Raw genomic sequence first — 23,008 nt, forward strand, 5'->3', positions numbered from 1 at the left:
TTGTGCATCCGTCTTTGCCCGTCAAGTAGCGTTCGGCCACATGAATTTTGAAAGCCTTCGTAAATTTGACCATAAAAACACCCCATAAAAGTTGGATTTTTATGTCCAACTTTTATGGGGCAGTTCAAATGAGCACTTTTTATCAAGTGTCTATCATTCAGGGTTCAGTTCACTTCAATGAACTGAGTTTTTTTATACGCGACGATAGCTATGCTAGACTGATATTCAAAAGGAATGATTATGAGGAGGGGATTGGATGGACTGGTATTTGGACAATGTTGAATCCTTACATAAAGAAGCGCCATATACGTTCTATATTCCGAGCAAAGAAGTGTTGAATCAGTTGAAAGTTGATGACTACGTAAAATTGATTTTTACGACTCAAGTCGCTGAATCTGACGGGTATCGTGGTGAACGCATGTGGGTTCAAATCACAAAGATCAACGGGAATGACTTTGAGGGTGCTCTAGACAATGAGCCGGAGCGCTTACCGATAACGCTGGGTACCATCGTGTCGTTCGGGGTGGAACACGTTAGTCAGACTGAATATGAGGATCCAGATGCAGCCAAATGGGATTATTATTCCGATACGCTCGTGACGGTCAGCGCGGACGTGTTAGAACGAGAAGAATTTCATTTCATGTTGCGCGATGAGCCTCATGGGGAAGGCGACTCGGGTTGGTCGTTTTTGAGTGGTTACGAGGACGATGCGTACTTAAGTGACGCCAAAAACTTTCGAATTGTGCCGATTGGAGTCATCTTGAATATTGATGACTCGATCCTAATGTTCACCCAACAACCACCGCTTTGTGCGTATGAACGGGACGAGGAAGGGAAGTTTCAAGAAATCCAAGATTATGATTGGGATGGGTATTTGAATGGCTAACAAAAAGGAGCGCTGTGCTCCTTTTTGTCTACTCTATAATCCCGACAAGTTCCATGACGAGCAGGACGAACAATCCTGAACCGAGGACGGCGGCGAAGAAGACGAGCACGGCGTACTCTCTTTGTTTCAAGATGGCCCACCAGCCGGTCACGAACGCCCCGAGACCGAGTGCGAAGAACGTGGTCATATAGCTAAGTCGAAGCATGTGTGCGGCGTTGTCGCTCCAAAGAGTTGACGTGAACGTCGTGTCGAAGTTGTCGAGCAACAAGAACGGCACGTACATGGCGAGGAACAAGCCAATGAGAATGATCGACCACTTGCCGACCGAGGTGCGGGGGGAACAGGGCGCCATTCATGACGATTCACCTCTTTTCCGTACAAGATCATCTGTATTTTATTTATTCCCGTTTTTACCGGAAACGATTAGTCGATTCACTGAATTGTCATGGTATAGTCAGAAAAAAAGAGGTGAAGGTATGGTGCATCAATTTGAGATGGAACGGATTTGGATGGATGAGACCGAGTTGTTTTACCAGATTAGGCTTCAGCTCCATGCATCCGTCTGTTCGAGCAATCAAGATGTATATATGCAGGACGAGACACTGCAAGAACTGATTGACTCGATCGCTGGATTCAATAACACCTGGGGGAAGGAACCCGTGATTTGGCAGTTATTGGACCCAGATGCGGATGACCAAAAAATCAGCCTCACGTTCACGCTGATTGATCGGACAGGCACGATTCAAGTCGACGTCTTCATCCATGACGAGTGGCAACACGATCCGTTCGACCATTTCCATGCGGCCTTCAAATTCAGGACGACAATGGGGCAACTCGATGACTTGAGCGCCCAACTGAAACGTTTTATCCATCGTGAGACCGACCGTGTCTCATCGCTCTATGAACGCTAACAAGCCCAGACAAAAGCGTCTGGGCTTGTTTCAGTACCATTCTTTCGGTTCGTAATTCAATTCGCGGAACAACTGCTCGCGCTCTTTTTTCGACAGGTCGCGCCATTGTCCGGGCGGGAGCTTGCCGAGCGTGATGTTCATGACGCGCACGCGTTGAAGGCGGTATACTTCGTAACCGAGCGTCTCACACATGCGGCGGATCTGGCGGTTCAGTCCTTGCGTCAATGTGATGTTGAAGTCGAACTTCGACAGCGGATGGACTTTACACGGTAACGTCTTTTGACCGAGGATCTTGACGCCGGCTTCCATCTGTTCGACGAACTCTGGCGTGATCGGCTTGTCGACCGAGACGATGTACTCTTTCTCGTGCTCATTTTCGGCGCGCAAAATCTCGTTGACGATGTCGCCATCATTCGTCATCAAGATGAGCCCTTCTGAGTCTTTGTCGAGCCGGCCGATGTTGAAGATGCGGAGCGGGTGGTTGACGAGGTCGACGAGGTTGCCTTTGACTTTTTTCTCTGTCGTACTCGTGACGCCGACCGGTTTATGGACGGCGATGTAGACGTTGTTGCGGGCGACGCGGGCGGCCGAACCGTTGACGAGTACTTCGTCACCCGGGTTTACTTGGTCCCCGATTTTCGCTTTCTTCCCGTTGATCGTGACCCGTCCTTCTTCGACGAGACGATCGGCTTGGCGGCGGGACGCCTTGCCAGATTCACTAATAAATTTGTTAATACGCATGGTTACACGTCCTTATGAAATGATACTTCACTATACCGCATTTAGAGGGGGGATCACAATTACTGTCCGCTAGGAGGAAGGACGCGGGTGATGCTGCCCCAAAAGTTGAACTCGTTGAAGTCGATATAACGGATATTCTGTGAGCGATTGTCGAGCACCTCGAGCAAGACGACGTCCGGGAAGCCGGGCTTTTTAAAGATCATATAGCCGATTCCGGTGACGGAATGATTTTTATAAAATCCGTTCGCCATGTTCAAAATGAACGGCCGCCCGGCGGACATTTCCCGTTCGAACGTCGACCACTTCCATAAATAGCGAGAACTCCCGTGCCCATCATAGCCATAACGAGACCAGAGTTTTGTGACGATCGCACTGATTCGTGTCGGCGGCGTCCCTTTCTCGTCTTTGAACTGATGGGCGAGGGCGATCTCGCGCGCGTCTTGTTGGAGTTGAAACACGTCGTCCGGGATGTTGGGATAGCCGTGGTCATGGTAATAACGGAAAATGGCCGTCATCGATGTGAGGGTACAATTATTCTTCCCGCCATTGAACGCTTTTTGGAGCAATACCGGGACGCCGTCGATGTGCTGCTTGGATGTCAACGTCCAATGGCCATGATAGCGGTCATTCATATACGCTTCCGGGTCGATGATGCCGGCATAGCTTTTTTTCGCGGCCTCAAGCTGTCCGGCATAATGATGTTCCATGGCGCACCCCTCCCTTTTCTCCATTATACAAACAACGCCTCTTCCCAGGGAAATATGAGAAGAGGCGTTCTGTCGTCAAAAGACCAAGTGGGCGATCCCGACGACGATCGGGAGCGTGATGAACGTCCGGAGCAAGAAGATGAGGACGAGGTCGACGAATGAGATCGGAAGTTTCGAGCCGAGGAGCAGTCCCCCGACTTCCGACATGAAGATGAGCTGCGTGACCGATACAGTGGCGATGATGAATCGTGTCATCTCGCTCTCGATACCACTGCCGAGGACGGCCGGCAAGAACATGTCGGCGAAACCGACGACCATCGTCTGAGCGGCGGCTTCCGCCTCCGGCACTTGCAACAGCATCAAAATCGGTTCAAACGGTTTACCGAGAATCGTAAATAGCGGCGTGTACTCAGCAGTGATGAGCGCGATCGTCCCGACGGCCATGACGATCGGCAAAATACCGAGCCACATGTCGAGCACGTTTTGGAAACCGTCTTTCAACGTGGCAACGAAGCTCTTGCTTGAGCGTGACTTGAGCAACGCTTGACGGAGTGCCCATTTCGGCATCGAGACATTGGCCGGTACCGGCTCTTCCGGTTTCAACTCGGTCTCTTCATACGGGGTGTCGGCTTTTTTCGACAACGGATAAATCCGTGGCATGATGAGCGCTGCGACGATACCTGACACGACGATGGCGCCATAATATTGTAAGAAGTAAGCATCGAGCTCCATATACGACAAGATGACGATTGTGAACGTGATCGAGACGACCGAGAACGTCGTGGCGATGACGGCGGCCTCTCGTTTTGTGTAGTAGCCGTTCTCATATTGTTTCGTCGTCAACAGAATCCCGATCGTCGCGTCACCGACCCAAGATGCGAGCGAGTCGAGCGAGGCCCGGCCCGGCAGTTTGAAGAGTGGGCGCATCACTTTGGTGAGCATCGTCCCGACGAACTCGAGCAGTCCGAAGTTCAACAGGAGCGGCAGCAACATGCCGGCAAATAAGAACGTCGCGAACAAAATCGGAATCAAATCATACAGCAACAGGCCACCCGTAAACTCGGATGTGATCATCTCCGGCCCGATCACGAGCAACGTCATCACCCCGGCGATCAGACCGACGACCCGCATCCCGAACCAGAACGGTGTGACGTTGAACAGTGAATTGAAGTGTGGCCGCTCAAGGACGAACGCCGGTTTGGCCATGTACGTCCAAAGTGACCCGAGCACCGAGATGCCCATCATGATGACGGCGAGTGTCGGGACGACACCGCCGATCAGGCCGATCAATTGGTTCGACAAGAAGGCGACCGGGATCGTGAATCCGTCATCGGTCGGAATCGGCACGATGAAAAACATGAGTCCGATTAAAGAAGGAATCAAAAATTTTAAAAAGTCGTTGGACGTGAACGATGTCCCGTCTTGACCAGGCTTGTTTGGTGTCTGATTCATGTTAGTTACCCCATTTCCCCGAAATAGTAGTTGGCGCATATCACCCGCATGTCCCCATCATGCGTTTCGTGATTTGCTATGAAGGAATCGCATCTTCTCGTTCATTATAAAGAAGGGGTTACGTGCCTAGCAACAATCCGTTGTAATTTTCTGAAAAAAGACAGCGTCACGATGAGCGGACTATTCGTATTGTCAAGTCGACTTTAGTATGATGACGGCGAGTCTTACAAATTCGAGATGTTCAACATATATACTATAAGGAGTGGATGATAACGATGAGATTAAGCGTCCTCGATCAAGCGCCGGTGACGTCCGGCCATACGTCAGAACATGCATTACAGAGCGCCGTCGAACTCGCCCAAGTGGCAGAAGAGCTAGGGTATTACCGGATGTGGATGGCTGAACACCACGGTGGCATGTCGTTCGCGAGTTCGGCCCCGGAAGTCATCGCGGCCTATATCGCTGCGAAGACGGAACGAATTCGTCTTGGGTCGGGCGGCATCATGATGATGCACTATTCGCCGCTCAAGATGGCCGAAGTGTTCAAGACGCTGAGCGCACTCGCACCAGGTCGAATCGACTTTGGGGTCGGCCGGGCCCCGGGTGGCGACGCCAACGCCATCTACGCGATGTCGCAAGGACAGAAGCCGATGATGGACGGACTATATGAGAAATTGCAGACGACACTCCAACTGATCAACGATGAGACGCCGGAAGAACGGTGGTACAAAACGACGCCGGCCGCACCGACCGGGGTGACGCTCCCTGAGGCTTGGCTGCTCGGGTCAAGCGGCAACAGCGCCGTCCAAGCCGGCCGCATGGGCGTCGGCTACTCGTTCGCCCAATTTTTTAACGGGGAACTGAGCAAAGACACGCTCGACACGTACCGGCATCACTTCACACCGTCAGCGTTCATGGAGAAGCCTGAAATCAATGTCACGTATCTCGTGACGACGGCCGAAACGGAGGAAGAGGCGGAATATTTGGCGCGTCCGTCCGACTTGTCACGCCTATTCCTGATGAGAGGGCAGCTGCGTCAACTGCTCAGCCCGGAAGCGGCCAACGATTACCCGCTCACCGAAGTCGACAAGATTCACATCGCCAACAACCGGGCCATCCATCTCGTCGGGACGCCAAAACAGATCGCGGCGCAATTGCAGGACGAGTCCGTGCAGTATGGCTTTGACGAGGCGATGATTTGCAGTATCCAACATACGCAAGCACAGCGGTTGAACGTCTACCGTCTGCTCGCGAAAGAACTCCTCTGACTAAATGCTCCTTCTCGTGACGGGAAGGAGCATGTTGGGATCCAAGCAACTGTACGGTTCACCTCACTTTTCATCTAAACTCATTTACCTATACCCGATTTTTTTAGCTATTTCCAAAAATACTTTCCCTTTTTTTGAACGGTTTTATGAACAAGTCGGCGTAAAAGTTCTAAACTAAAAGAAATGGAGATTGTATGGAGGTAAAGTATGCAACAGATGAAGGCCGATCCACATTATTTGTTTGATGTATTCGTTCGCTTGTATCGAATGGTCTTTTTGATGGAAGTGACGCCGAAAGGGTATCGTTACGTCCGTGTCAGTGAGCAAGGGAAGCGCGCGTCGTCGCTTCCGGACGATGTGAGCGGTCGCTATTTGCACGAGATGTATGCCCCGAACGTCGCGAACGAGTTGATTTTGCACTATGATGTGGTCGTTTCGTCTCGTGAGCCGGTCTATTTCATGTCAAAGATGAACATAGAAGCTAACACCGCACGCTTCGCCTCATCCATGCTCATGCCGCTCGAGGACGACACTGGAGAAGTGCGCTACGTTCTCGGTTTGACGACCGACTTGTCGGAAGATGCGGAGATGAAGCTACTCAGCAGCATCGAGAACATCGATTATTTGACGGGCATGCCGAACTTGATGAAGGTGAAGCTCGAGCTTGAAAAACTGTTCGCCAAACGAGAGCGTGAGGAAGCGACGAGCGTCATGCGCTTCCATATCAACCGTTTTAAGATCATCCTGTCGCTCCAAGGGGTGGAGCGATCGCAACGTTTAATCAAAGAGATGACCCGTCACTTATCTGACTTGCTGCCGAAAGGCTCAATCATCGGTCGCGTCGACGGGGAAGATTTCATCGCCGTACTGCCGCATACCTCGATCGAGACGGCATACATGCACGGGGAACGTTTACTGACGACGATCGCGGATTACACATACCATGTCGCCGAGACCGAGTTCACCCTGTCCGGCTGTCTCGGCATCAGTTCTGGCAGTGAAGACGCCGACCAAGTGATCATGAACGCATCGACGGCGTTGCTCGAAGCAAGGCAAGCCGGTAAACAGATGATTAAAGTGTATGAGAAAGACGATTATATGCAGCACTACATCGACGAGATGACGATCGAGATGGAGCTTCATAAAGGATTGAAGGCAGGCGAACTCGGCGTCGTCTATCAGCCGAAAGTAGACTGTCGGAATGGCACCGTCCATTTCGAGGCGCTCGTCCGCTGGAAGAATACGGTGCTCGGAAACATTTCACCTGAAACATTCATCAAAATCGCGGAAAAGTCACTGTTGATCGAGGACATCACTGAGTTCGTGTTCGAACGCGTCTGCCGCGACTTGAGCGATCGACCCGGGTTGTTCAACGGCCGCCGTGTCGCGGTCAACTTGTCCCCGGTCTTGTTCCGTCAAGACTACGTCCGAAGCAATCTGATTCCGCTGCTTACGGCGTATGGCCTCTCAGCTGATCAGTTCGAGTTTGAGATCACGGAACATACGCTCATGCAGGAACCGCTCATCGGGATCCAGACAGTCGACTACTTGAAAGCGGCGGGATTCCACATCTTGATTGATGACTTCGGCGTCAGCTATTCGTCACTCAACTATTTGAAGATGTTCGACATCGACGGCATCAAGATCGACCGGTCGTTCATCAGTCAGCTCGATAAAGACAACGGATTAAAAGAATATGAGATCGTCAAACTGATCGTCGCACTCGCTAAAAAATTGAACTTAGCAGTCACGGCGGAAGGCGTCGAGACGGAAGCGCAGTACCGCGCGATCCAGCGGCTCGGATGCGACGACGTGCAAGGCTATTTCTTCAGCCGGCCGCTCTCGCTCTCTAACCTCGAGCCGGCACTTGAGACACTCGTCTGTCAATACGAGGCGCTGCGGTTAGACGGCTCGGACCGGTCCAAGTTAGAGGTGCGGTTCGATGAGACGGAGGCCGAGCGATTGAAAACAATCCTTCGGCTCGAAATTTTAGATACCCCGCGGGAAGAACGGTACGATCGCATCAGCCGACTCGTCGCGAAGACGCTCGGGATGCCGATCGCGCTCATCTCGATCCTGACAACGGACCGGCAGTGGATCAAATCGTGCCAAGGCACCGATCTCGAAAGTCCCCACATCGATCGGAAATGGACGCTATGTGACCGCGTCGTGACCGGCCGGGGACCACTCGTGATCGAAGACGTCAAAACCGCGGAGGCGTTGAGTGAAAATCCGTTGCTCGAAGGGATCGGCTTTTATGCGGGTGTGCCGCTTATGACGAGAAGCGGACACGTCATCGGAACGCTCTGCGTCACCGACGGAGTGCCCCGCTCGTTCGAGCATGAGGCGGTGCAGACGCTTGAAGATTTTGCGCGTTGGGTGATGGCCGAAATCGAATTGACCGAACAGGCACGTGCTCAAGAGCGGCGTCAACAGACACTCGAGTCGCTGTACGAGGTGACGGCCATCCAAGCCCCGTTTGCTGACAAGCTGAAGCGAATCCAAGAAGTGCTCAGGGAGTGGATCGGTTATTCGCATGCCGTCATCTTCTCGACAGAATCACGCCAGCGCGTCCTGTCCGCCGATGGGGATGCCTGGATCGATTGGACGGACGAGCGCCTGCAGCACGTTCATGCGCTGACGACGGTCGGGCATCAAAAATTGAAACGTTCGGAGCTCGTCCTCGAAGGGGTCGAATTCGCATCGATGATCAGCTTGCCGTTATCAAACGAAGGCAAGACGTTCGGATGGGTCGTCTTCCTGGCGGAGCAGGGCAGTTTAAACGATGTCGCCGATGCGGTGGCAATCCACGAGATGACGGACACGATCTTACTCGTGACCCGTTGGATGGAGAACGAGATTCGCCGAGAACGTAAACATCAGGAAGTGATCGAGCTCATCACAAAAGACGGGCTGACTAAATTGCCGAACCGTCACTCGCTCATGACGGACTTGAGACAGACGATGAATCGGAAACGGCCGGTGGCGCTCCTGTTCATCGATTTGGATGATTTCAAGCGAATCAACGATACGCACGGTCATCTCGTCGGCGATGAAGTGCTCGTCGAAGTGGCGAAACGTATCGGATCGTTCAGTCACATGCATGCAGGGAAAGCGTACCGGTTTGCCGGGGATGAGTTTTTGATTGTCATCGAGACAGGTCCGGAATCGCTTGAAGAAGCCGTTTTTGACCAACTATCGACCGTGATTTCCCGGGAAATCACGGTCGGGGACGGATTGGCGCTACATCTCTCGGCCAGTATTGGTGTCGCATATTCTGACGCTAGTTTGTCTTCCCTCGACACGCTCATCCATCATTCGGATGCGGCGATGTATATCGCTAAAAACGGTGGCGGGGACGGCTACTATATTTATGATTCGTATCAAGAAAACAAGTGAAAGAAAGGAGGGGGCTCATGCAGACGTTAAAACGCTACTCAGACCGCTTTTGGTATATGACGCCCGTTAGTGAGACGGACCGGCCAATCATCGGCGCGGTCGTCGGGGACACCCATACGCTCATGATCGATGCGGGCAATTCCGAGGCCCACGCGAACTTATTTTTAGACGCCTTGGCCGAGCGGGGGATCAGCCGTCCCTCGCTCGTCGCGTTGACGCACTGGCACTGGGACCACATCTTCGGTCTGTCGGCGTTACCAGATACCGTCTCGGTCGCAAGTAGGGCGACGAAAGCGAGGATGGAGCGTCTCATGCCATACAACTGGGACGACAAGTCGCTCGATGAACGCGTCGAGAGCGGCATCGAGATCGCCTTTTGTGCGGAGGCGATCCGGCTCGAGTTCGGGGACACCCGCTCGATGCAAGTCGTCCTACCGACCGTGACGTTCGACGACACATTGACGCTCGACCTCGGTGGCGTCCACGTCTTGTTGAAACACGTCGGGGGCGATCATACGGCCGACGCGATCGTCGCCTATATCCCGGAAGAGAAAGTGCTGTTTTTAGGGGACGCGCTATATGCGAACTTGTATGCCCCGTCTTGGCGGATGACGGCCGGGGAGACGCTACGGTTGTTGAGCGTCCTCGACACGTTCGAGGCCGAGGCGTACGTCTGGTCGCACGGTCAAGTGGCGACGCGGGCGGAGTATGAGAAAGACCGTGATACGTTACGGATTCTAGCGCGAATCAGCCTCGATTTCCCGGGAAATAAAGAGTTGATAACGGCTCAATACGAACGCTTGACCGGTCGTCTGGTTGACGAAGAAGAGCAAGAACTGATCACGTTTTTTGTGAACGGGTCAGGTGGTGAAGCGTGATGGACATCATCCGCATCCGTGAAGACGACGAGGCGTTCCAACAGTTTTTGACGAGTCGGTTGCGTGCGTTCAACGATGTTCATTCAGCGCATCACCGGGCGATCCGCAATGCCGACGTCCCGGTCGTCCAGTTGAAAGTGGAGCGTGACGGTCAAGTGATAGCCGGACTGTTCGGTAGCGTCTACTGGGGCTGGTTCGACCTTGACCGGTTATGGGTCGACTCCAACCATGCCGGTGAGCGGATTGGGACACGACTTCTCGAGGAAGGTGAGCGTCATGCCCGCGCACTCGGCGCCACGCAAGTAAAGCTGACGACATTTTCGTTTCAGGCGAAAGCGTTTTATGAACGTTTCGGCTACGAGGTGGCCGGCGTCATCCACGACTATCCCCCGGGCTCTGACTACTACATGATGACGAAACGTTTGACCGATGCATGAAAAAGGCGACTCGCGCGAGTCGCCTTTTTCAGTACACTTTATCCCCGTTGAAGATTGAGTTTTTCACCATGACGTAATCGACGGTACGTAACGCGTCGAGATTGTTCCCACCCGAGTATGAGATGGCCGACTGGAGGTCTTGCTCCATCTCGGTCAACGTGTCTTGAAGCGCCCCTTTGTGCTCGACGAACACTTTCTTGCCTTCGACGTTTTTCCGTTCCCCTTTTTGGAATTCAGAAGCCGACCCGAAGTATTCTTTGAGCAGTTTCCCGTCCTGCTCGAACGTCTCCCCCGGAGACTCGTCGTGACCGGCGAACAGTGAGCCGATCATGACCATCGACGCCCCGAAACGGACCGATTTGGCGATGTCGCCGTGCGTGCGGATGCCCCCATCCGCGATGATCGGTTTCGTCGCCGCCTTGGCACACCAGCGGAGCGCGGCGAGTTGCCAACCGCCTGTCCCGAAGCCGGTCTTGATTTTCGTGATGCACACTTTGCCCGGTCCGATGCCGACTTTCGTCGCGTCCGCCCCGGCATGCTCGAGCTCACGGACCGCTTCCGGTGTCCCGACGTTCCCGGCGATGACGAACGAGCCCGGAAGATGCTGTTTGATGTGTTGGATCATCCGGATGACCGCGTTCGAATGACCGTGTGCGATGTCGATCGTGATGAATTCTGGTGTATGTCCCGCTTCGGCGAGCTGTTCGACGAACCGATACTCGTCTTCTTTCACGCCGACACTGATTGACGCGTACAGGCCACGTCCGTGCATGTCTTCGATGAATCGTAGCCGCGTTTCCGGATTGAACCGATGCATGATGTAGAAGTAGCCGTTCTCAGCGAGCGAGAGCGCCACCTTCTCATCGATGATCGTCTGCATGTTCGCCGGGACGACCGGAAGGCGGAACGTGAGGCCGCCGAGCGTGACGCTCGCGTCACATTCTGACCGACTATCGACGACACATTTTGCCGGAATCAATTGAATATCTTCATAATCAAACACTTTATCCATCGTTTGCACCCCTATTTACGAACATTTTAATTGAGTTGTCTAGAAATACTTCGCCCATTCGGTAATGTAACGCATTTTTTGATGAAAGTCAAAGGGATGTAGCGAAAAAATGTATATTTTCAATACAATAACGTTATTTATAGTCTTAATGTTCGTGTTTAGGTTAAGAGTGTTAATGTTTCACGTGAAAAAAGACCGCTAGTCAGCGGTCTTGAAACATCACATATCGGTTGCGGCCGTTCGACTTGGCTTCATAAAGTGCGAGATCGGCTTGCTTGAGCAATCGTTTCTTTGTCATGCCTGATTGGTAACGAGCGACACCGACACTCGACGTCGTGACGAACGTGTGGCCTTCGATCTGCCACGGGTGCTGGAGCGAAGCGATCAGCTTGTCGGCGACCCGGTCAGGTGCTGACAAATCGGTATAGCGGATCAATACAGAGAACTCGTCGCCGCCGAAGCGGGCGATCACGTCTTGTTTCCGTAGCGCCTGGGTGAGACGGAGTGAGAACTGTCGCAGCAGCTCGTCACCGACGTCATGTCCGAGCGTGTCGTTGATCTGTTTGAAATGATCGATATCGAGCGAGAGGATGGCCAGCTCCTCGCCGTCCTCTTCGACCCTCGAGAGTGCCTCTTCTAAGTAAGCCAAGAAGTAACGGCGGTTCGGGAGCTCGGTCAGCGTATCGTGGTAGGCTAAGTGTTTTAGTTGTTTCTCGAGTACTTTACGCTGCATGATCTCACGGGTGACCGTTAAATAGTGCAGCAACGTCGCTTCTTCATAGATAGCCTGAATTTTCGTCTCGAGCCAAATCCATCTGCCATCGTGGTGTAGGTGACGAAACTCGAGAGTGAGCGGCTCACTGCCAGCCATCATCGCTTTGAGCTGTTGTCTCGTCGGCGTGACGTCTTCCGGGTGGATGAAGTCGAGCGTATTCTTACCTTCGTAAACCGCAGGCGCATAGCCGAGGACGCTCTGGTGGGACGGCGAGGCGTAGCGGACACGGCCGTCGCGCTCGAGGATACAGACGAGGTCACTCATGTTTTCCGTGATCAGCCGGTACTGGGTCTCACTTTGGCGTAACGCCCGTTCCATCTCTCGTTTCTCGGTCATATCACGCAGGACGGTCATCACAGCGGTCGCCCCTTCATAATCAATCAATAGACTGCCGATATCTATGTGTAAGTGCTGACCGGACGGCGTGACAAGGACGATTTCCGTGTCTTGGACAGGATCACCGAGCTGCAAGGCAGAAAGGCGTTTCCTCGTCGCCTCATGGTATTCGGCAGCGATATATGTAAAGATGGATTCGCTCTCGATATACGTCTCCCCGATCGTCTCTAACGCCACGGCGTTCGCATATAAAATCAGGCCGTCTTTATGGACGATGATCCCTTCTGGAATCGTCTCGATGAGCTGGCGATAGCGTCGTTCGCTCTCTTGTAAAGCTCGTTCGGCGGTCTTCTCCGGCGTATGGTCGATGATGATGGCGAACAGGCCGGTGATGTTGCCGCCGATTTCGATCGGGATGTTCAAGACGGCGAGGTCGAGCGCTTCACCCGTCTTTTGATGCGCCGTGACCCCGTACTTGTGGGGCTTTCCGGATAAGGCGAACTGGAGTCCTTCGCAGACGAGCGGTTGTTCCGAGTCCGGCAGCCAGTCGAGGAACGAACGGTTGATGAAGTCGGCCTCGCAATAGCCGGTGATGTTTGTGACGGCAGGATTGATCGACTTGACCCGAAGTTCGGGGTCGAGCACGAAAATGCCGTGGGGCGAGTAGCGGCGCAACGACTCATGCTGGTCACGTAAAATCGATAGCTCGAGCTCACGCCGTTTCCGCTCCGTCACTTCCCGAACGACCGAGATGACGTGGGTGCAGGCACCGGATTCGTCAAATACCGGCGTCACTTCCGACTCGAAATAATGAAGCGGCAACAAGATCACATCTTGGTACTCGAGTGTTTCTGAGTAGAACGAATCAGCGAGGCGGCAGTCTTCATAGACGATGCTCTTTCGTGCGCGAATCGCCTCGTCATAATGGTGGGTGATGAGTGCGGCTGTCTCGGCCGGAACCATGTCGCCGACACACTTTCCGACGTCAGCGTCTGTCCAACCGATGGCCTGCTTCCCCGGCTCGTTCACAAATACATAGCGATAGGTGGAACCGTCCACTTCCATGAAGAACACAAAATCCGAGATTTTGTCGAACGTCTGGAGCAGGATGGAAGAATGGTGTTGGATCGTCTGGTCGGCGCGCATAATGTCCCTCATTTCAGTCGAATTTTTGACACGTCATTCTTATATTACAACATTCATAAAAAGATGTGTGAACATTCCAAAAAAGACAGGACTGTGAAAGTCCTGTCAGGCAGCTTGTTTGAGACGGTCCCGTTCTTGGCGGCCGTTCATCACGTAATACAAGAAAATCGTGAAGGCGACGACCCCGGCGAGCAACAGATAGATGGTAGAGAAACCGGTCAGCGGGATGAGTAGCCCGATGAAGTAGGGACCGAAACCGAGCCCGGCGTCGAGGGCGATGAAGAACGTCGACGTCGCCATCCCCATCCGTCCAGGTGAGGCCGCCTTGACGGCGATGGCCTGTGTACCGGACTGGATATTGCCGAAGCCGAGCCCGATCAACGCGCCGGCGAGTAAAAGGCCCAAAGCGCTCGTCGCTTGGCTAAGGACGAGCAGCCCGACCGCGAAGATGAAGATGGCCGGATACATGACGACGTTGGCGCCACGCGCGTCCATGAGCCGTCCCGTGATCGGGCGCGACAACAGGACGGAAATCGAATAGACGAGGAAGAAGACGCTCGCCGCTTCGACGAGGTCGAGTTCGGTCGCGTAAAAGTTGATGTAAGACAAGACGCTCGAAAAGCTGAGCGCGGCGATCACGATGATGAGCGCGATCGGTAACGCCTTCGGCTCGACGAACGCCTTAAGTGACAACCCGCGAACGATTTCCGGATTGTCGGCCTCGGGAACGGTGACGAACAAGGCGCTCACTAAACTGACGACGCCGACGACGAGACAAGCGATAAAGATGGTCGAGAAACTCGTATATTGGCTCATCAGCAAGCCGACGAACGGGCCGATGGCGGTGGCGAGCGTCGAGCTCATGCTGTAGTACCCGATACCTTCACCTTTTCTCGCTCCGGGAATGATCTGTGCGACGATCGTGCCGGTCGCTGTGCTCGATAAACCCATGCCGAGACCGTGCACGAAGCGGGTGAACAGTAGGAAGCCGACGCCGAGGTCGACGAAATAGAGCAGGATCGTGGCCGTGAAGAAGGTCAGCCCGATCAACAGCGTCTTGCGCCGTCCGATCGAATCGATCAATCGTCCGATGAACAGCCGGCCGACGAGCGTACCGATGATGAAGATCCCGGTCACGAGACCGGCCTCACTTGTCGTCGCGCCGTACGTCGAAACGGCGTGGACACCGATCGTTACCATGAGCAGGAAAAAGATGAGCGTCAAGAAGAAGTTGACGAGTGAGATGATGAGGAAGTCTTTCGTCCATAATTTTTGTGCGGTCAATTGCATCGGCGATGAGGCCTCCTTATTTGTTTGAACCTAAATAGTTAGTAAACATAACTAAAGGAGTATAGCAAATTGATGAGAGCTTGTCAGAGACGACGCATTGTGCACGAAAAACCGATTCGCGTGAGCGGATCGGTTTTTCATTAGATCAAGTGGCGGCGGTACCAGAGGACGATCGGTACGAGAACGAGTGAAACGATCCCACCGAGCAGTGATAGCGTCAAATAGCTCGACTGGGAGGCGATGATACCGGACAGCATGCCGCCCGAGGCGCCGGACAAGGCGATCCAGACGTCGACCGATCCTTGCGTCTTCGCTCTCGTCTCGGGTGTCGTCGCATCGACCAAGATGGCCGTCCCACTGATGAGACCAAAGTTCCAACCGACACCGAGCAAGACGAGACCGACGATCAACAAGAACAGCGAGTCGGCCGGTGCGAACGCCGCGACGACGCCTGCGAAGAATAACGTCACCCCAGAAGCGATGGCCATGATTTCACGGCCGACTTTGTCGACGAGCACGCCGGTCACGAGCGAGGGTAAATACATCGCACCGATATGGAAGCCGATGACGAGACCGACCGCGCTCAGTTCATGGCCGTGCTGCCGCATGTGGACAGGTGTCATCGTCATGATGGCGACCATGACGATTTGGCTGAGCACCATGACGAAAGCACCTACGTACACGCCAAGACGAGAGTGGACTTCTTCGGGTTGACGTTGCGTCGCGTCTGTCGATTGCTTCCGTTTCGATTCGATGGCTCGGGCGACGAGGAGCGGGTCAGGGTTCAAAAACACGATCAAGATGAGACCGGCCACGAAGTAGGCGGCTCCCGCGAGTAAAAACGGACCAGAAAGCGTCGGGATGCCGATGGCGTCAGCAACCCGCCCCATCGGTTCGACCAAGTTCGGTCCGGCGACGGCACCGAACGTCGTCGATACCATGGCGATACTGACCGCGGTCGCCCGTTCGGTCGCATTCGCCAAATCCGTTCCGGCGTAACGGGCCTGGAGGTTACTCGCCGTCCCGGCCCCGTAAATGAGGAGCGACACGAACAAGAGCGGTACGCTCTCGAACGCGGCGGCAAAGATGACACCGAACGCACCGAGGGATCCCGTCAAGAACCCGGTCGCGAGTCCGAACCGGCGTCCGACCCGTTGCGATATCATCCCGATCAGAAACGCGGCGCCGGCAGAGCCGAGCGTGAACAGCGCCGTCGGTACACCCGCATACGCATCGGTCCCGAGCAGGTCGCGGGCGAGGAGCGCCCCGACGGTTATGCCTGCGGCGAGGCCGGCACCCCCGAAAATTTGAGACAGCACGACGACGAACAACGTCCGTTTATACAGACGGCGTTGTTGCTCGGTGTCGGTCACATATGAATCAATCTTATTTCGCATGACACGATTCCTCCTCCATCAACTTATACCCCACCTAGTATAACGTTTGCAGGCGTGGAAAAGAAGGGTGGACAAAAAAGGACTCGACTCGAAAATACCGAGTTGAGTCCTTCCGTTCGTGAATCGTCAAGCGCGGTCCCAGAACCGGGCTTTGGCAATCCCGTCGATGAACGTGTCGAATCCGTCGAGACTGTGCTGTTTGAACGTGTAGACGCCAGGTTGGTCCGTCTTGACGCGGCACTGATCGAGCACTGAATCATCGTGTAAGTGCAAAGCGAGCGGCTTGAAGTGTTTATACGTGTTCTCGATAAACTCGAGGACGTCGTCTTCGACCGAACTCGCGGCGCTGACGAGGAAAGCGGCGTCGAACAGGCTCGAGTCGACCGTATCGTACGTCTCTTTCACTTTGAGGTCACCGAGCGTGTACGATTTCTTCCCGACGAGGCTATAGTTCACTTTTTTGTCGGCGAGCGCTTGGACCCACGCCTTCACTTGCGCGGCATCGACATCACCGGCGAGAAGGACGGCGACGCTCTTCGTATCCGGTTTCGAGATCGTGTCCGCCATGCTGAGGGCAGGCGATGTTTTGTCCGAGACGACTTCGTTGTTCTCGGCAGGCAGTGCGACGCCTAAGTTGTCGGCGACGACCGAGGCGAGGTGACGGTCGATCCGGTTCAACAAGTCGACGGCGTTTTCTTTCACCATGTCTGATTCACACTTGCCGAGCTCGAAGCTGTAGGCGTCTTGAATGTGCTGCTTTTCGACCGGGGTCATGCTGTTGTAGAACATTTTGGCTTGTGAGTAGAAGTCGAGGAAGCTGTCGCTGCGGCCACGGACTTTGTGACCATCGACTTTCTCTTGGTAATGCTCAAATCCACCTTGGTCGACCGGCACCGGTGCTGGCTGATTGTTGTTGAGCGCGTTTTTATGGTAGCTCGTCTGGCCTTTATGGACCGACATTTGATGCATGCCGTCGCGTTGATTGTTATGGAACGGACAGACCGGTTTGTTGATCGGGATCTGATGGAAGTTCGGTCCGCCGAGACGTGACAGCTGTGTATCTGTGTAGGAGAACAAGCGCCCTTGCAGGAGCGGGTCGTTCGAGAAGTCGATACCGGGAACGATATGCCCTGGATGGAATGCGACCTGTTCGGTTTCGGCGAAGAAGTTATCGACGTTCCGGTTGAGCGTCATCTTCCCGACAAGTTTGACCGGGATCTCTTCTTCCGGCCACAGTTTGGTCGGATCGAGGATGTCGAAGTCGAACTTGAACTCGTCTTCGACTGGGATCATCTGCAGACCGAGTTCCCATTCCGGGTAGTCGCCTTTATCGATCGCCTCATACAAGTCGACGCGGTGGAAGTCGGCGTTTTTCCCGACGGCCTTTTGCGCCTCGTCCCACACTTGCGAGTGGACACCGAGCTTCGGTTTCCAATGGAACTTGACGAAATGGGCTTTCCCTTCCTTGTTGACGAGTCGGAACGTGTGAACGCCGAACCCTTCCATCATGCGAAGGCTGCGCGGGATCCCGCGGTCGCTCATCGCCCACATGACCATATGGGCCGTCTCATGGTTTTGCCCGACGAAGTCCCAAAACGTATCGTGGGCACTCCCGCCTTGCGGGACTTCTGTATGCGGTTCCGGTTTCACGGCATGGACGAGGTCGGGGAACTTGATCGCGTCTTGGATGAAGAAGACCGGAATGTTGTTCCCGACGAGGTCGTAGTTGCCTTCGTCCGTATAAAACTTCGTCGCAAATCCACGGACGTCACGGACCGTGTCGCCGGATCCGCGCGAACCTTGCACCGTCGAGAAGCGGACGAAGACAGGCGTCACTTTCGCAGGATCGTTCAGGAAATCCGCTTTCGTATAGTCGGCGAGCGATTCGTATACTTGGAATTCACCGTGGGCACCGACGCCGCGCGCGTGAACGATCCGTTCCGGAATCCGTTCATGGTCAAAGTGCGTCATTTTTTCACGGAAGTGGAAATCTTCGATGAGCGTTGGTCCCCGAAGTCCCGCTTTGAGCGAGAACTCATCCTCCGCCATCTTCAGTCCTTGGTTCGTCGTCAGTCCTGCTGCTTGTTCATTGTCGATCGTATGTTGTTTCAACTGTTCTTCTTTTTTATTCCCCATCATGTTGCCTCCCCATAAGTATGCTCTCCCGACGTAAGCCGTGATTGACCTACTGTACGGTTTTTCCCTAACGCTACGAGAAGAAACCCCCATTTTAAAATGGGGGTCGGTTAGCGCAGCATCGACAACGTCTTCGTCGTTCCATCTGATAAGGTGTATCGGACGATATAGTGGCGGGAGGTCGTCTCCATTTTGTAGGAACTGATTTTCGTCGGTTTTTCCCCGATGTGAAGGAGTGTCAAGTACGTCACACCTTTCCCGCGCTTTGTTGTCGCGACTTGATTTCGTTGTTGCCAATCGTAATCGCGGTACGAGACGTGACTCGACCCGACGGCGAGTTTTGGAATCGAGCCGACCTCAAGTTGCAGGAGATGGAGCGAGCGGCCAGTCGCGTCTTTGAAGTAAGCGTATCGACTGCCACTCGCCACCCGGTGCAATCCGACACCGAGATGGAACCGCTGGACGAACGATTCGGTCACCGGACTCGTGACCCGGTCATAGACGAGCACCGTCCCGTCACGGTCATAGGCGAGACGCCGAGTGTGCGACATGCCGTTCCCGATCAATTGGCTCGTCGCGGAAGCCGTCCACTGAATCGAGGAGGTCCCGACCGACGTGATCTGGCTTCGTCGCAAGTTGCTCGGGATCAATCGGAAGCTTTGCCCGGCAACGTGAACCGTATTGTGAGCAGCGGCTTGGAGCACGACGTTCCGTTCAGGACGCTTCGTGTACGCATAACGTCCGCTCTCGACTAGGAAATCGCGGCCGTAACCGTACAAGTCGATGGACAGGTCGTCAGCATGTTTATGGATGTTGCTATGGTAACCAGCCGTCATCGTCACTTGGACGGCGTCTTGGAACGGTCCGGAGCGTCCTCCCCAATGTTGCCTGAAGAATGCGTATTGATTGGACAGTCGGCCTGCCTTGACCGTAGGCTGCACTCCGGCCTTACCTCCCGTCATCGCATAGAGGAGGTGGGGATACCGTTCAATGTAAGGGATGGCGTCCGTTCGGTGGGTGATGGACGGTGTGTCGCCGAACATCGGCAACGTGCCGTTCGGTTTGAGCATATACGTGAGCGCCACCGGCATGTCTTTCACGTCACGCATTCGACTCGACAGCGCAAAGCGGTTCGCCGACGCCCAATCATTGAAGCGGGCGAGTGTGTCATATAGATAGATTTGATAGTAGGGTGAGTGTTCGAGATGGACGCCGTCCGCACTCAAACTATGGTTCAGTTGTCTCGTCAGTCGGGTCGTGGCAAGCCCTCGCCAAGCCGCAGAGCGGTCAAAGGATCGATGCGTCTCGGCAACGGCCGAGAGCGCCATGTCTTGAAAGATACCGTGGTTGTTATTCGGTTTATAAAAGCTCGTCTTCGCCAAGAGCGTCGCGTGTTCATAAAGTGTTTTCGCAAACAGTTGTGAGAACGCTGGGTCAGTATTGACACGCGATGTCCGGAATACGTTCCAAAAATTGAGCAAATGGAACGTACGGATCGCGGTACCGTGGTCATGGTAAGGCCATGGGTGGCGCGTATAGGCTGAAATCGGATATTGCTTCGTCCAGCTCGAGATGATTCGCTTCCCGTAACGGAGATACTCATCTTGTCCGGTGGCGGCGTAAGCTTGCGTCAGTTGGTTAAGTGTCGTGAAATAGTGAATTTGAAACTTGAATGAGTTTGAATCGACGTTTGGGACGTACTTGTCGAATCGATATGTATCAATATTTGGGACGCGCAACTGATAGGGTGGTGATGGGATATACCAATTCCCCTTTATGGCGGCGTTGGCTCGGGCGATGGCAGTCGAGTCTTTCAGCTTGTCGTAATAGTAGGGGATGTGTCCGCGCGTCAGCGTCCTCATGTATTCGTGAATAAGCCGTGTGTTTGCCGAGTCCGCAATCGCGGTTAACGATAGGTTCGTCGAAATCAGTTTTCCATCTTGCTTCCTTACGTACCAGGTCGTTCTTCCGTCAACGAGGCGATAGTAGGCACCCGATGTCGTGACGGCTCGAAATATTTTCGTGCTTTTTAGCGTCGTCTTCGGGATGAGTGTCTTGCCTGAAAATTGATAAAGTATGGTGCCGGCGGAGACGCTTACTTGATATGGGGCTGGCGTCGCAGCTTCGACGTTTTCGGGTGAAATACTAATGTTGATCAGGAGCAATAAAACCAAGACGATAACGGAGCGTCTCATAAAGTGTCGTCCTTTCTGGAGCACGATTCAGCAAAAAATCCCTGCCCCATACAGTTAGCCGTTGGGGGAGGGAAGTCCTGCTTGTTTAGTGAACGAAAGGTGTCACAACGCTGCCCAAACGCTCTGCTTCAAGACGATATGCTGCACTTTTTCAGGCTCGAGATCGTATTTCGTCGAGATGGTCCGGGTCACTTTTGCTTTCAAATCAGGGTCGTTGGATTGTTTCGCCTCGTAAATCTTGTTCCACTCTTCCCAGACACGTACCTCGCCTTCAGATAGTTGGCCGGTCCATTCCTTCTCGCGAAGTTGCCAACCGAACACCATGTCGTCGTAGTCGCCGGCCTCGACCGTCTCGGCGAGCGACCAGTCGCCTCCTGGCGCGTAGACGGCCTGACCGAGGGGAGAGTCCGTGCCAATATACGCCTCGTGATCATAAAAACGGATCAACGCGGCTTGGAACGTGTCTCGTTCGGTCACGTCACGCATGACGTCATGGCTGATGGACTGGAGCGTCTCGACGTCAGGACGTCCGTGGACGACGACATCGTATTCATAGCGGACCGCGTCATCTTCATGTATCGGTTTGCTCGCTTCAATCGTATAAGTTGCTTCGTGCTGAGACATCTGCTCGGTTTTGTCTTTCTGTTTCGGCGGGTCATTCGGCCACACGTAAGCGGTGAACGCGATGGCAGGGACGAGCAGCAGCGCTCGTCTCAGACGATATACCCACTTCGGTTTTCGTTTCGATTTCATGGTTATCACTTCCAATCTTATGTATGAAAAAATCCCCTGATCGCCAGGGGATTAACGCGTCCGATCTAATCGTACGAGCCGTGCATCCGAATTGTCGATGCCGCGCACTAAATCACTCAAGATTTTAGAACCTAACATGCTGTAAACCGTACCGTTACCGCCATACCCGAGCAGGTAGAACAGGTTTTTCCGGTCCGGGTGTTCCCCGATGAAGGGCAGGTGGTCGATTGATTCACCGAACAGAGCTGCCCAAGCGTATTCGACTGTCAAATCGTACATCGGGAACAGCGCCGCGACTTCTTGGCGAATCCGCTCGGCCCGATTACGGATGAGCGCGTCACTATGAGGTGTCTCTGGTTTTTCCTCGTCGAGGCCACCAGCGATGATCCGGCCATCGACCGTCGTCCGCAAGTAGAGGTAAGGACGCTTCGTCTCCCAAATGAGCGCCTGTCCGTCCCAATCCTTGAAATCCTTGATTGGATTCGTCGCGATGGCGTAGGAACGGTTGAGCTCGATGCGATGGGTGTCGAGCAGTGGTGCCGGCCCGTAACCGGTCGCGAAGATGACGTGTCCAGCTTTGAACGTCCCGTCTGGCGTCAAGACGAGCCAGACGTCTCCGTCAGGTACGACCTCCGTCACGTCCGTCTCCTCGAAAATCGGAACGTCGTTCATCGATAGGTGGCGAACGACTTGGCGGCTGAGCGTGAGCGGGTTGACTTCAGCATCGCCTTTTGTGATCAGTGCGGCCGGTTTATCAAATGGGAACCGGTCTTGGAGTGCCGTTTGATCAAGCCATTCAGCGTCAAACCCGTGCTTGGTGAGCATCTCATATTCACGTTTCAGTTTGGAGACATCTGCCTCCTCGCTCGCGAAGCAAAGGCTGTCGCGTCGGATGTAGACGTCTTTTGCATCGACGGTCTCGGCGACCTCGTCGAGCGCATCGACCGCCTCCCTACATAATTTATAGAAGCGGACGGCATCGACTTCCCCGATCTGATCAGCGAGCTCATGCAACATGATGTCGTTTGAATACTGGATGAGCCCAGTGTTCGCCGCCGTGCTTCCGGCTCCGACTTTCCCTTTGTCGAGGACGGCGAAGTCGATGCCGTCCTTATAAAGCGTGTAAGCCGTCAATGTGCCGGACATGCCGGCTCCGATGACGAGCACGTCGTACTGTTCTTTTTGGATCGGTTTTTGTAAGACGATCTGTTCCGACTCAGTGATTGGCCAATATAAGTTCCCGTTGTGCATTTCCATGACGTCATCCTCCGATAATCAGCATCTTCTTC

Annotated in this window: 18 protein-coding genes; 6 read left to right on the forward strand and 12 right to left on the reverse strand. The window is 53.9% G+C overall.

What is annotated here, in order from left to right:
* Nucleotides 1-256 precede the first annotated feature (256 nt).
* Nucleotides 257-886 carry an immunity protein Imm33 domain-containing protein gene (locus tag EVJ30_RS13520; RefSeq protein WP_131457881.1) on the forward strand — a complete coding sequence of 210 codons (630 nt, stop codon included), beginning with the start codon at nucleotides 257-259 and terminating at the stop codon, nucleotides 884-886.
* Nucleotides 887-914: 28 nt separating this feature from the next.
* Here EVJ30_RS13520 and EVJ30_RS13525 read toward each other — a convergent pair whose 3' ends face one another.
* Nucleotides 915-1,238: a hypothetical protein gene (locus EVJ30_RS13525; protein WP_131469471.1), complete on the reverse strand. Its 324-nt coding sequence runs from the start codon at nucleotides 1,236-1,238 to the stop codon at nucleotides 915-917.
* Nucleotides 1,239-1,362: 124 nt separating this feature from the next.
* Between EVJ30_RS13525 and EVJ30_RS13530 the strand changes: the two genes are divergently transcribed.
* A complete protein-coding gene (locus tag EVJ30_RS13530) occupies nucleotides 1,363-1,797 on the forward strand; it encodes a hypothetical protein (protein ID WP_016510346.1) in 435 nt (144 codons plus the stop codon).
* Nucleotides 1,798-1,827: 30 nt separating this feature from the next.
* Here the strand turns inward: EVJ30_RS13530 and rluF are convergent, their stop codons facing one another.
* The 3 genes from rluF to EVJ30_RS13545 form a co-directional block, all read right to left on the reverse strand.
* The gene (gene rluF / locus EVJ30_RS13535; RefSeq protein ID WP_131457879.1) at nucleotides 1,828-2,538 is read right to left on the reverse strand and encodes a 23S rRNA pseudouridine(2604) synthase RluF; all 711 of its coding nucleotides are present in this window, start codon (nucleotides 2,536-2,538) and stop codon (nucleotides 1,828-1,830) included.
* A 59-nt stretch (nucleotides 2,539-2,597) separates the two neighbouring features.
* Complete coding sequence (locus tag EVJ30_RS13540; RefSeq protein ID WP_131457878.1) at nucleotides 2,598-3,245, reverse strand: C39 family peptidase; 648 nt, start codon at nucleotides 3,243-3,245, stop codon at nucleotides 2,598-2,600.
* Nucleotides 3,246-3,320: 75 nt separating this feature from the next.
* Complete coding sequence (locus tag EVJ30_RS13545; RefSeq protein ID WP_131457877.1) at nucleotides 3,321-4,697, reverse strand: YjiH family protein; 1,377 nt, start codon at nucleotides 4,695-4,697, stop codon at nucleotides 3,321-3,323.
* 275 nt (nucleotides 4,698-4,972) lie between these two features.
* Here EVJ30_RS13545 and EVJ30_RS13550 point away from each other — a divergent pair, with 275 nt between their 5' ends.
* The 4 genes from EVJ30_RS13550 (at nucleotide 4,973) to EVJ30_RS13565 (ending at nucleotide 10,679) form a co-directional block, all read left to right on the forward strand.
* Nucleotides 4,973-5,965: an MsnO8 family LLM class oxidoreductase gene (locus EVJ30_RS13550; protein ID WP_131457876.1), complete on the forward strand. Its 993-nt coding sequence runs from the start codon at nucleotides 4,973-4,975 to the stop codon at nucleotides 5,963-5,965.
* Between the two features lie 207 nt (nucleotides 5,966-6,172).
* Nucleotides 6,173-9,364, forward strand: a complete 3,192-nt coding sequence (locus tag EVJ30_RS13555; RefSeq protein WP_131457875.1) for an EAL domain-containing protein — start codon at nucleotides 6,173-6,175, stop codon at nucleotides 9,362-9,364.
* Between the two features lie 17 nt (nucleotides 9,365-9,381).
* Nucleotides 9,382-10,242: an MBL fold metallo-hydrolase gene (locus EVJ30_RS13560; RefSeq protein WP_131457874.1), complete on the forward strand. Its 861-nt coding sequence runs from the start codon at nucleotides 9,382-9,384 to the stop codon at nucleotides 10,240-10,242.
* Nucleotides 10,242-10,679: a GNAT family N-acetyltransferase gene (locus EVJ30_RS13565; RefSeq protein WP_236636096.1), complete on the forward strand. Its 438-nt coding sequence runs from the start codon at nucleotides 10,242-10,244 to the stop codon at nucleotides 10,677-10,679. The genes EVJ30_RS13560 and EVJ30_RS13565 overlap by 1 nt, the downstream gene beginning before the upstream one ends.
* Nucleotides 10,680-10,707: 28 nt before the next feature.
* Here the strand turns inward: EVJ30_RS13565 and guaC are convergent, their stop codons facing one another.
* The 8 genes from guaC to EVJ30_RS13605 form a co-directional block, all read right to left on the reverse strand.
* The gene (guaC, locus tag EVJ30_RS13570) at nucleotides 10,708-11,691 is read right to left on the reverse strand and encodes a GMP reductase (RefSeq protein ID WP_131457872.1); all 984 of its coding nucleotides are present in this window, start codon (nucleotides 11,689-11,691) and stop codon (nucleotides 10,708-10,710) included.
* Nucleotides 11,692-11,893: 202 nt separating this feature from the next.
* Nucleotides 11,894-13,960 carry a PAS domain S-box protein gene (locus EVJ30_RS13575; protein WP_236634035.1) on the reverse strand — a complete coding sequence of 689 codons (2,067 nt, stop codon included), beginning with the start codon at nucleotides 13,958-13,960 and terminating at the stop codon, nucleotides 11,894-11,896.
* Between the two features lie 93 nt (nucleotides 13,961-14,053).
* Nucleotides 14,054-15,238, reverse strand: coding sequence for an MFS transporter (locus tag EVJ30_RS13580; protein ID WP_131457870.1), 1,185 nt, complete (start codon nucleotides 15,236-15,238; stop codon nucleotides 14,054-14,056).
* Between the two features lie 140 nt (nucleotides 15,239-15,378).
* Nucleotides 15,379-16,635 (reverse strand): MFS transporter, encoded by a 1,257-nt coding sequence (locus EVJ30_RS13585; protein WP_070328033.1) that lies wholly within the window; start codon nucleotides 16,633-16,635, stop codon nucleotides 15,379-15,381.
* Nucleotides 16,636-16,761: 126 nt separating this feature from the next.
* Nucleotides 16,762-18,771, reverse strand: coding sequence for a catalase (locus EVJ30_RS13590; RefSeq protein ID WP_131469472.1), 2,010 nt, complete (start codon nucleotides 18,769-18,771; stop codon nucleotides 16,762-16,764).
* 110 nt (nucleotides 18,772-18,881) lie between these two features.
* Nucleotides 18,882-20,966, reverse strand: coding sequence for a heparinase II/III family protein (locus EVJ30_RS13595; protein ID WP_131457868.1), 2,085 nt, complete (start codon nucleotides 20,964-20,966; stop codon nucleotides 18,882-18,884).
* Between the two features lie 102 nt (nucleotides 20,967-21,068).
* Nucleotides 21,069-21,719, reverse strand: coding sequence for a hypothetical protein (locus EVJ30_RS13600; protein WP_131457867.1), 651 nt, complete (start codon nucleotides 21,717-21,719; stop codon nucleotides 21,069-21,071).
* Nucleotides 21,720-21,770: 51 nt separating this feature from the next.
* The gene (locus tag EVJ30_RS13605; protein WP_131457866.1) at nucleotides 21,771-22,976 is read right to left on the reverse strand and encodes an NAD(P)/FAD-dependent oxidoreductase; all 1,206 of its coding nucleotides are present in this window, start codon (nucleotides 22,974-22,976) and stop codon (nucleotides 21,771-21,773) included.
* Nucleotides 22,977-23,008 lie beyond the last annotated feature (32 nt).

Source organism: Exiguobacterium sp. SH5S13, from assembly GCF_004337085.1.
GTDB classification, from domain to species: Bacteria; Bacillota; Bacilli; order Exiguobacteriales; family Exiguobacteriaceae; genus Exiguobacterium; species Exiguobacterium aurantiacum_A.

Excerpts from the sequence above, each read along its gene's own strand:
- EVJ30_RS13520 (WP_131457881.1), top strand. The coding sequence starts at position 257 with ATGGACTGGTATTTGGACAATGTTGAATCCTTACATAAAGAAGCGCCA.
- EVJ30_RS13525 (WP_131469471.1), bottom strand. The coding sequence starts at position 1,238 with ATGGCGCCCTGTTCCCCCCGCACCTCGGTCGGCAAGTGGTCGATCATT.
- EVJ30_RS13530 (WP_016510346.1), top strand. The coding sequence starts at position 1,363 with ATGGTGCATCAATTTGAGATGGAACGGATTTGGATGGATGAGACCGAG.
- rluF (WP_131457879.1), bottom strand. The coding sequence starts at position 2,538 with ATGCGTATTAACAAATTTATTAGTGAATCTGGCAAGGCGTCCCGCCGC.
- EVJ30_RS13540 (WP_131457878.1), bottom strand. The coding sequence starts at position 3,245 with ATGGAACATCATTATGCCGGACAGCTTGAGGCCGCGAAAAAAAGCTAT.
- EVJ30_RS13545 (WP_131457877.1), bottom strand. The coding sequence starts at position 4,697 with ATGAATCAGACACCAAACAAGCCTGGTCAAGACGGGACATCGTTCACG.
- EVJ30_RS13550 (WP_131457876.1), top strand. The coding sequence starts at position 4,973 with ATGAGATTAAGCGTCCTCGATCAAGCGCCGGTGACGTCCGGCCATACG.
- EVJ30_RS13555 (WP_131457875.1), top strand. The coding sequence starts at position 6,173 with ATGCAACAGATGAAGGCCGATCCACATTATTTGTTTGATGTATTCGTT.
- EVJ30_RS13560 (WP_131457874.1), top strand. The coding sequence starts at position 9,382 with ATGCAGACGTTAAAACGCTACTCAGACCGCTTTTGGTATATGACGCCC.
- EVJ30_RS13565 (WP_236636096.1), top strand. The coding sequence starts at position 10,242 with ATGGACATCATCCGCATCCGTGAAGACGACGAGGCGTTCCAACAGTTT.
- guaC (WP_131457872.1), bottom strand. The coding sequence starts at position 11,691 with ATGGATAAAGTGTTTGATTATGAAGATATTCAATTGATTCCGGCAAAA.
- EVJ30_RS13575 (WP_236634035.1), bottom strand. The coding sequence starts at position 13,960 with ATGAGGGACATTATGCGCGCCGACCAGACGATCCAACACCATTCTTCC.
- EVJ30_RS13580 (WP_131457870.1), bottom strand. The coding sequence starts at position 15,238 with ATGCAATTGACCGCACAAAAATTATGGACGAAAGACTTCCTCATCATC.
- EVJ30_RS13585 (WP_070328033.1), bottom strand. The coding sequence starts at position 16,635 with ATGCGAAATAAGATTGATTCATATGTGACCGACACCGAGCAACAACGC.
- EVJ30_RS13590 (WP_131469472.1), bottom strand. The coding sequence starts at position 18,771 with ATGGGGAATAAAAAAGAAGAACAGTTGAAACAACATACGATCGACAAT.
- EVJ30_RS13595 (WP_131457868.1), bottom strand. The coding sequence starts at position 20,966 with ATGAGACGCTCCGTTATCGTCTTGGTTTTATTGCTCCTGATCAACATT.
- EVJ30_RS13600 (WP_131457867.1), bottom strand. The coding sequence starts at position 21,719 with ATGAAATCGAAACGAAAACCGAAGTGGGTATATCGTCTGAGACGAGCG.
- EVJ30_RS13605 (WP_131457866.1), bottom strand. The coding sequence starts at position 22,976 with ATGGAAATGCACAACGGGAACTTATATTGGCCAATCACTGAGTCGGAA.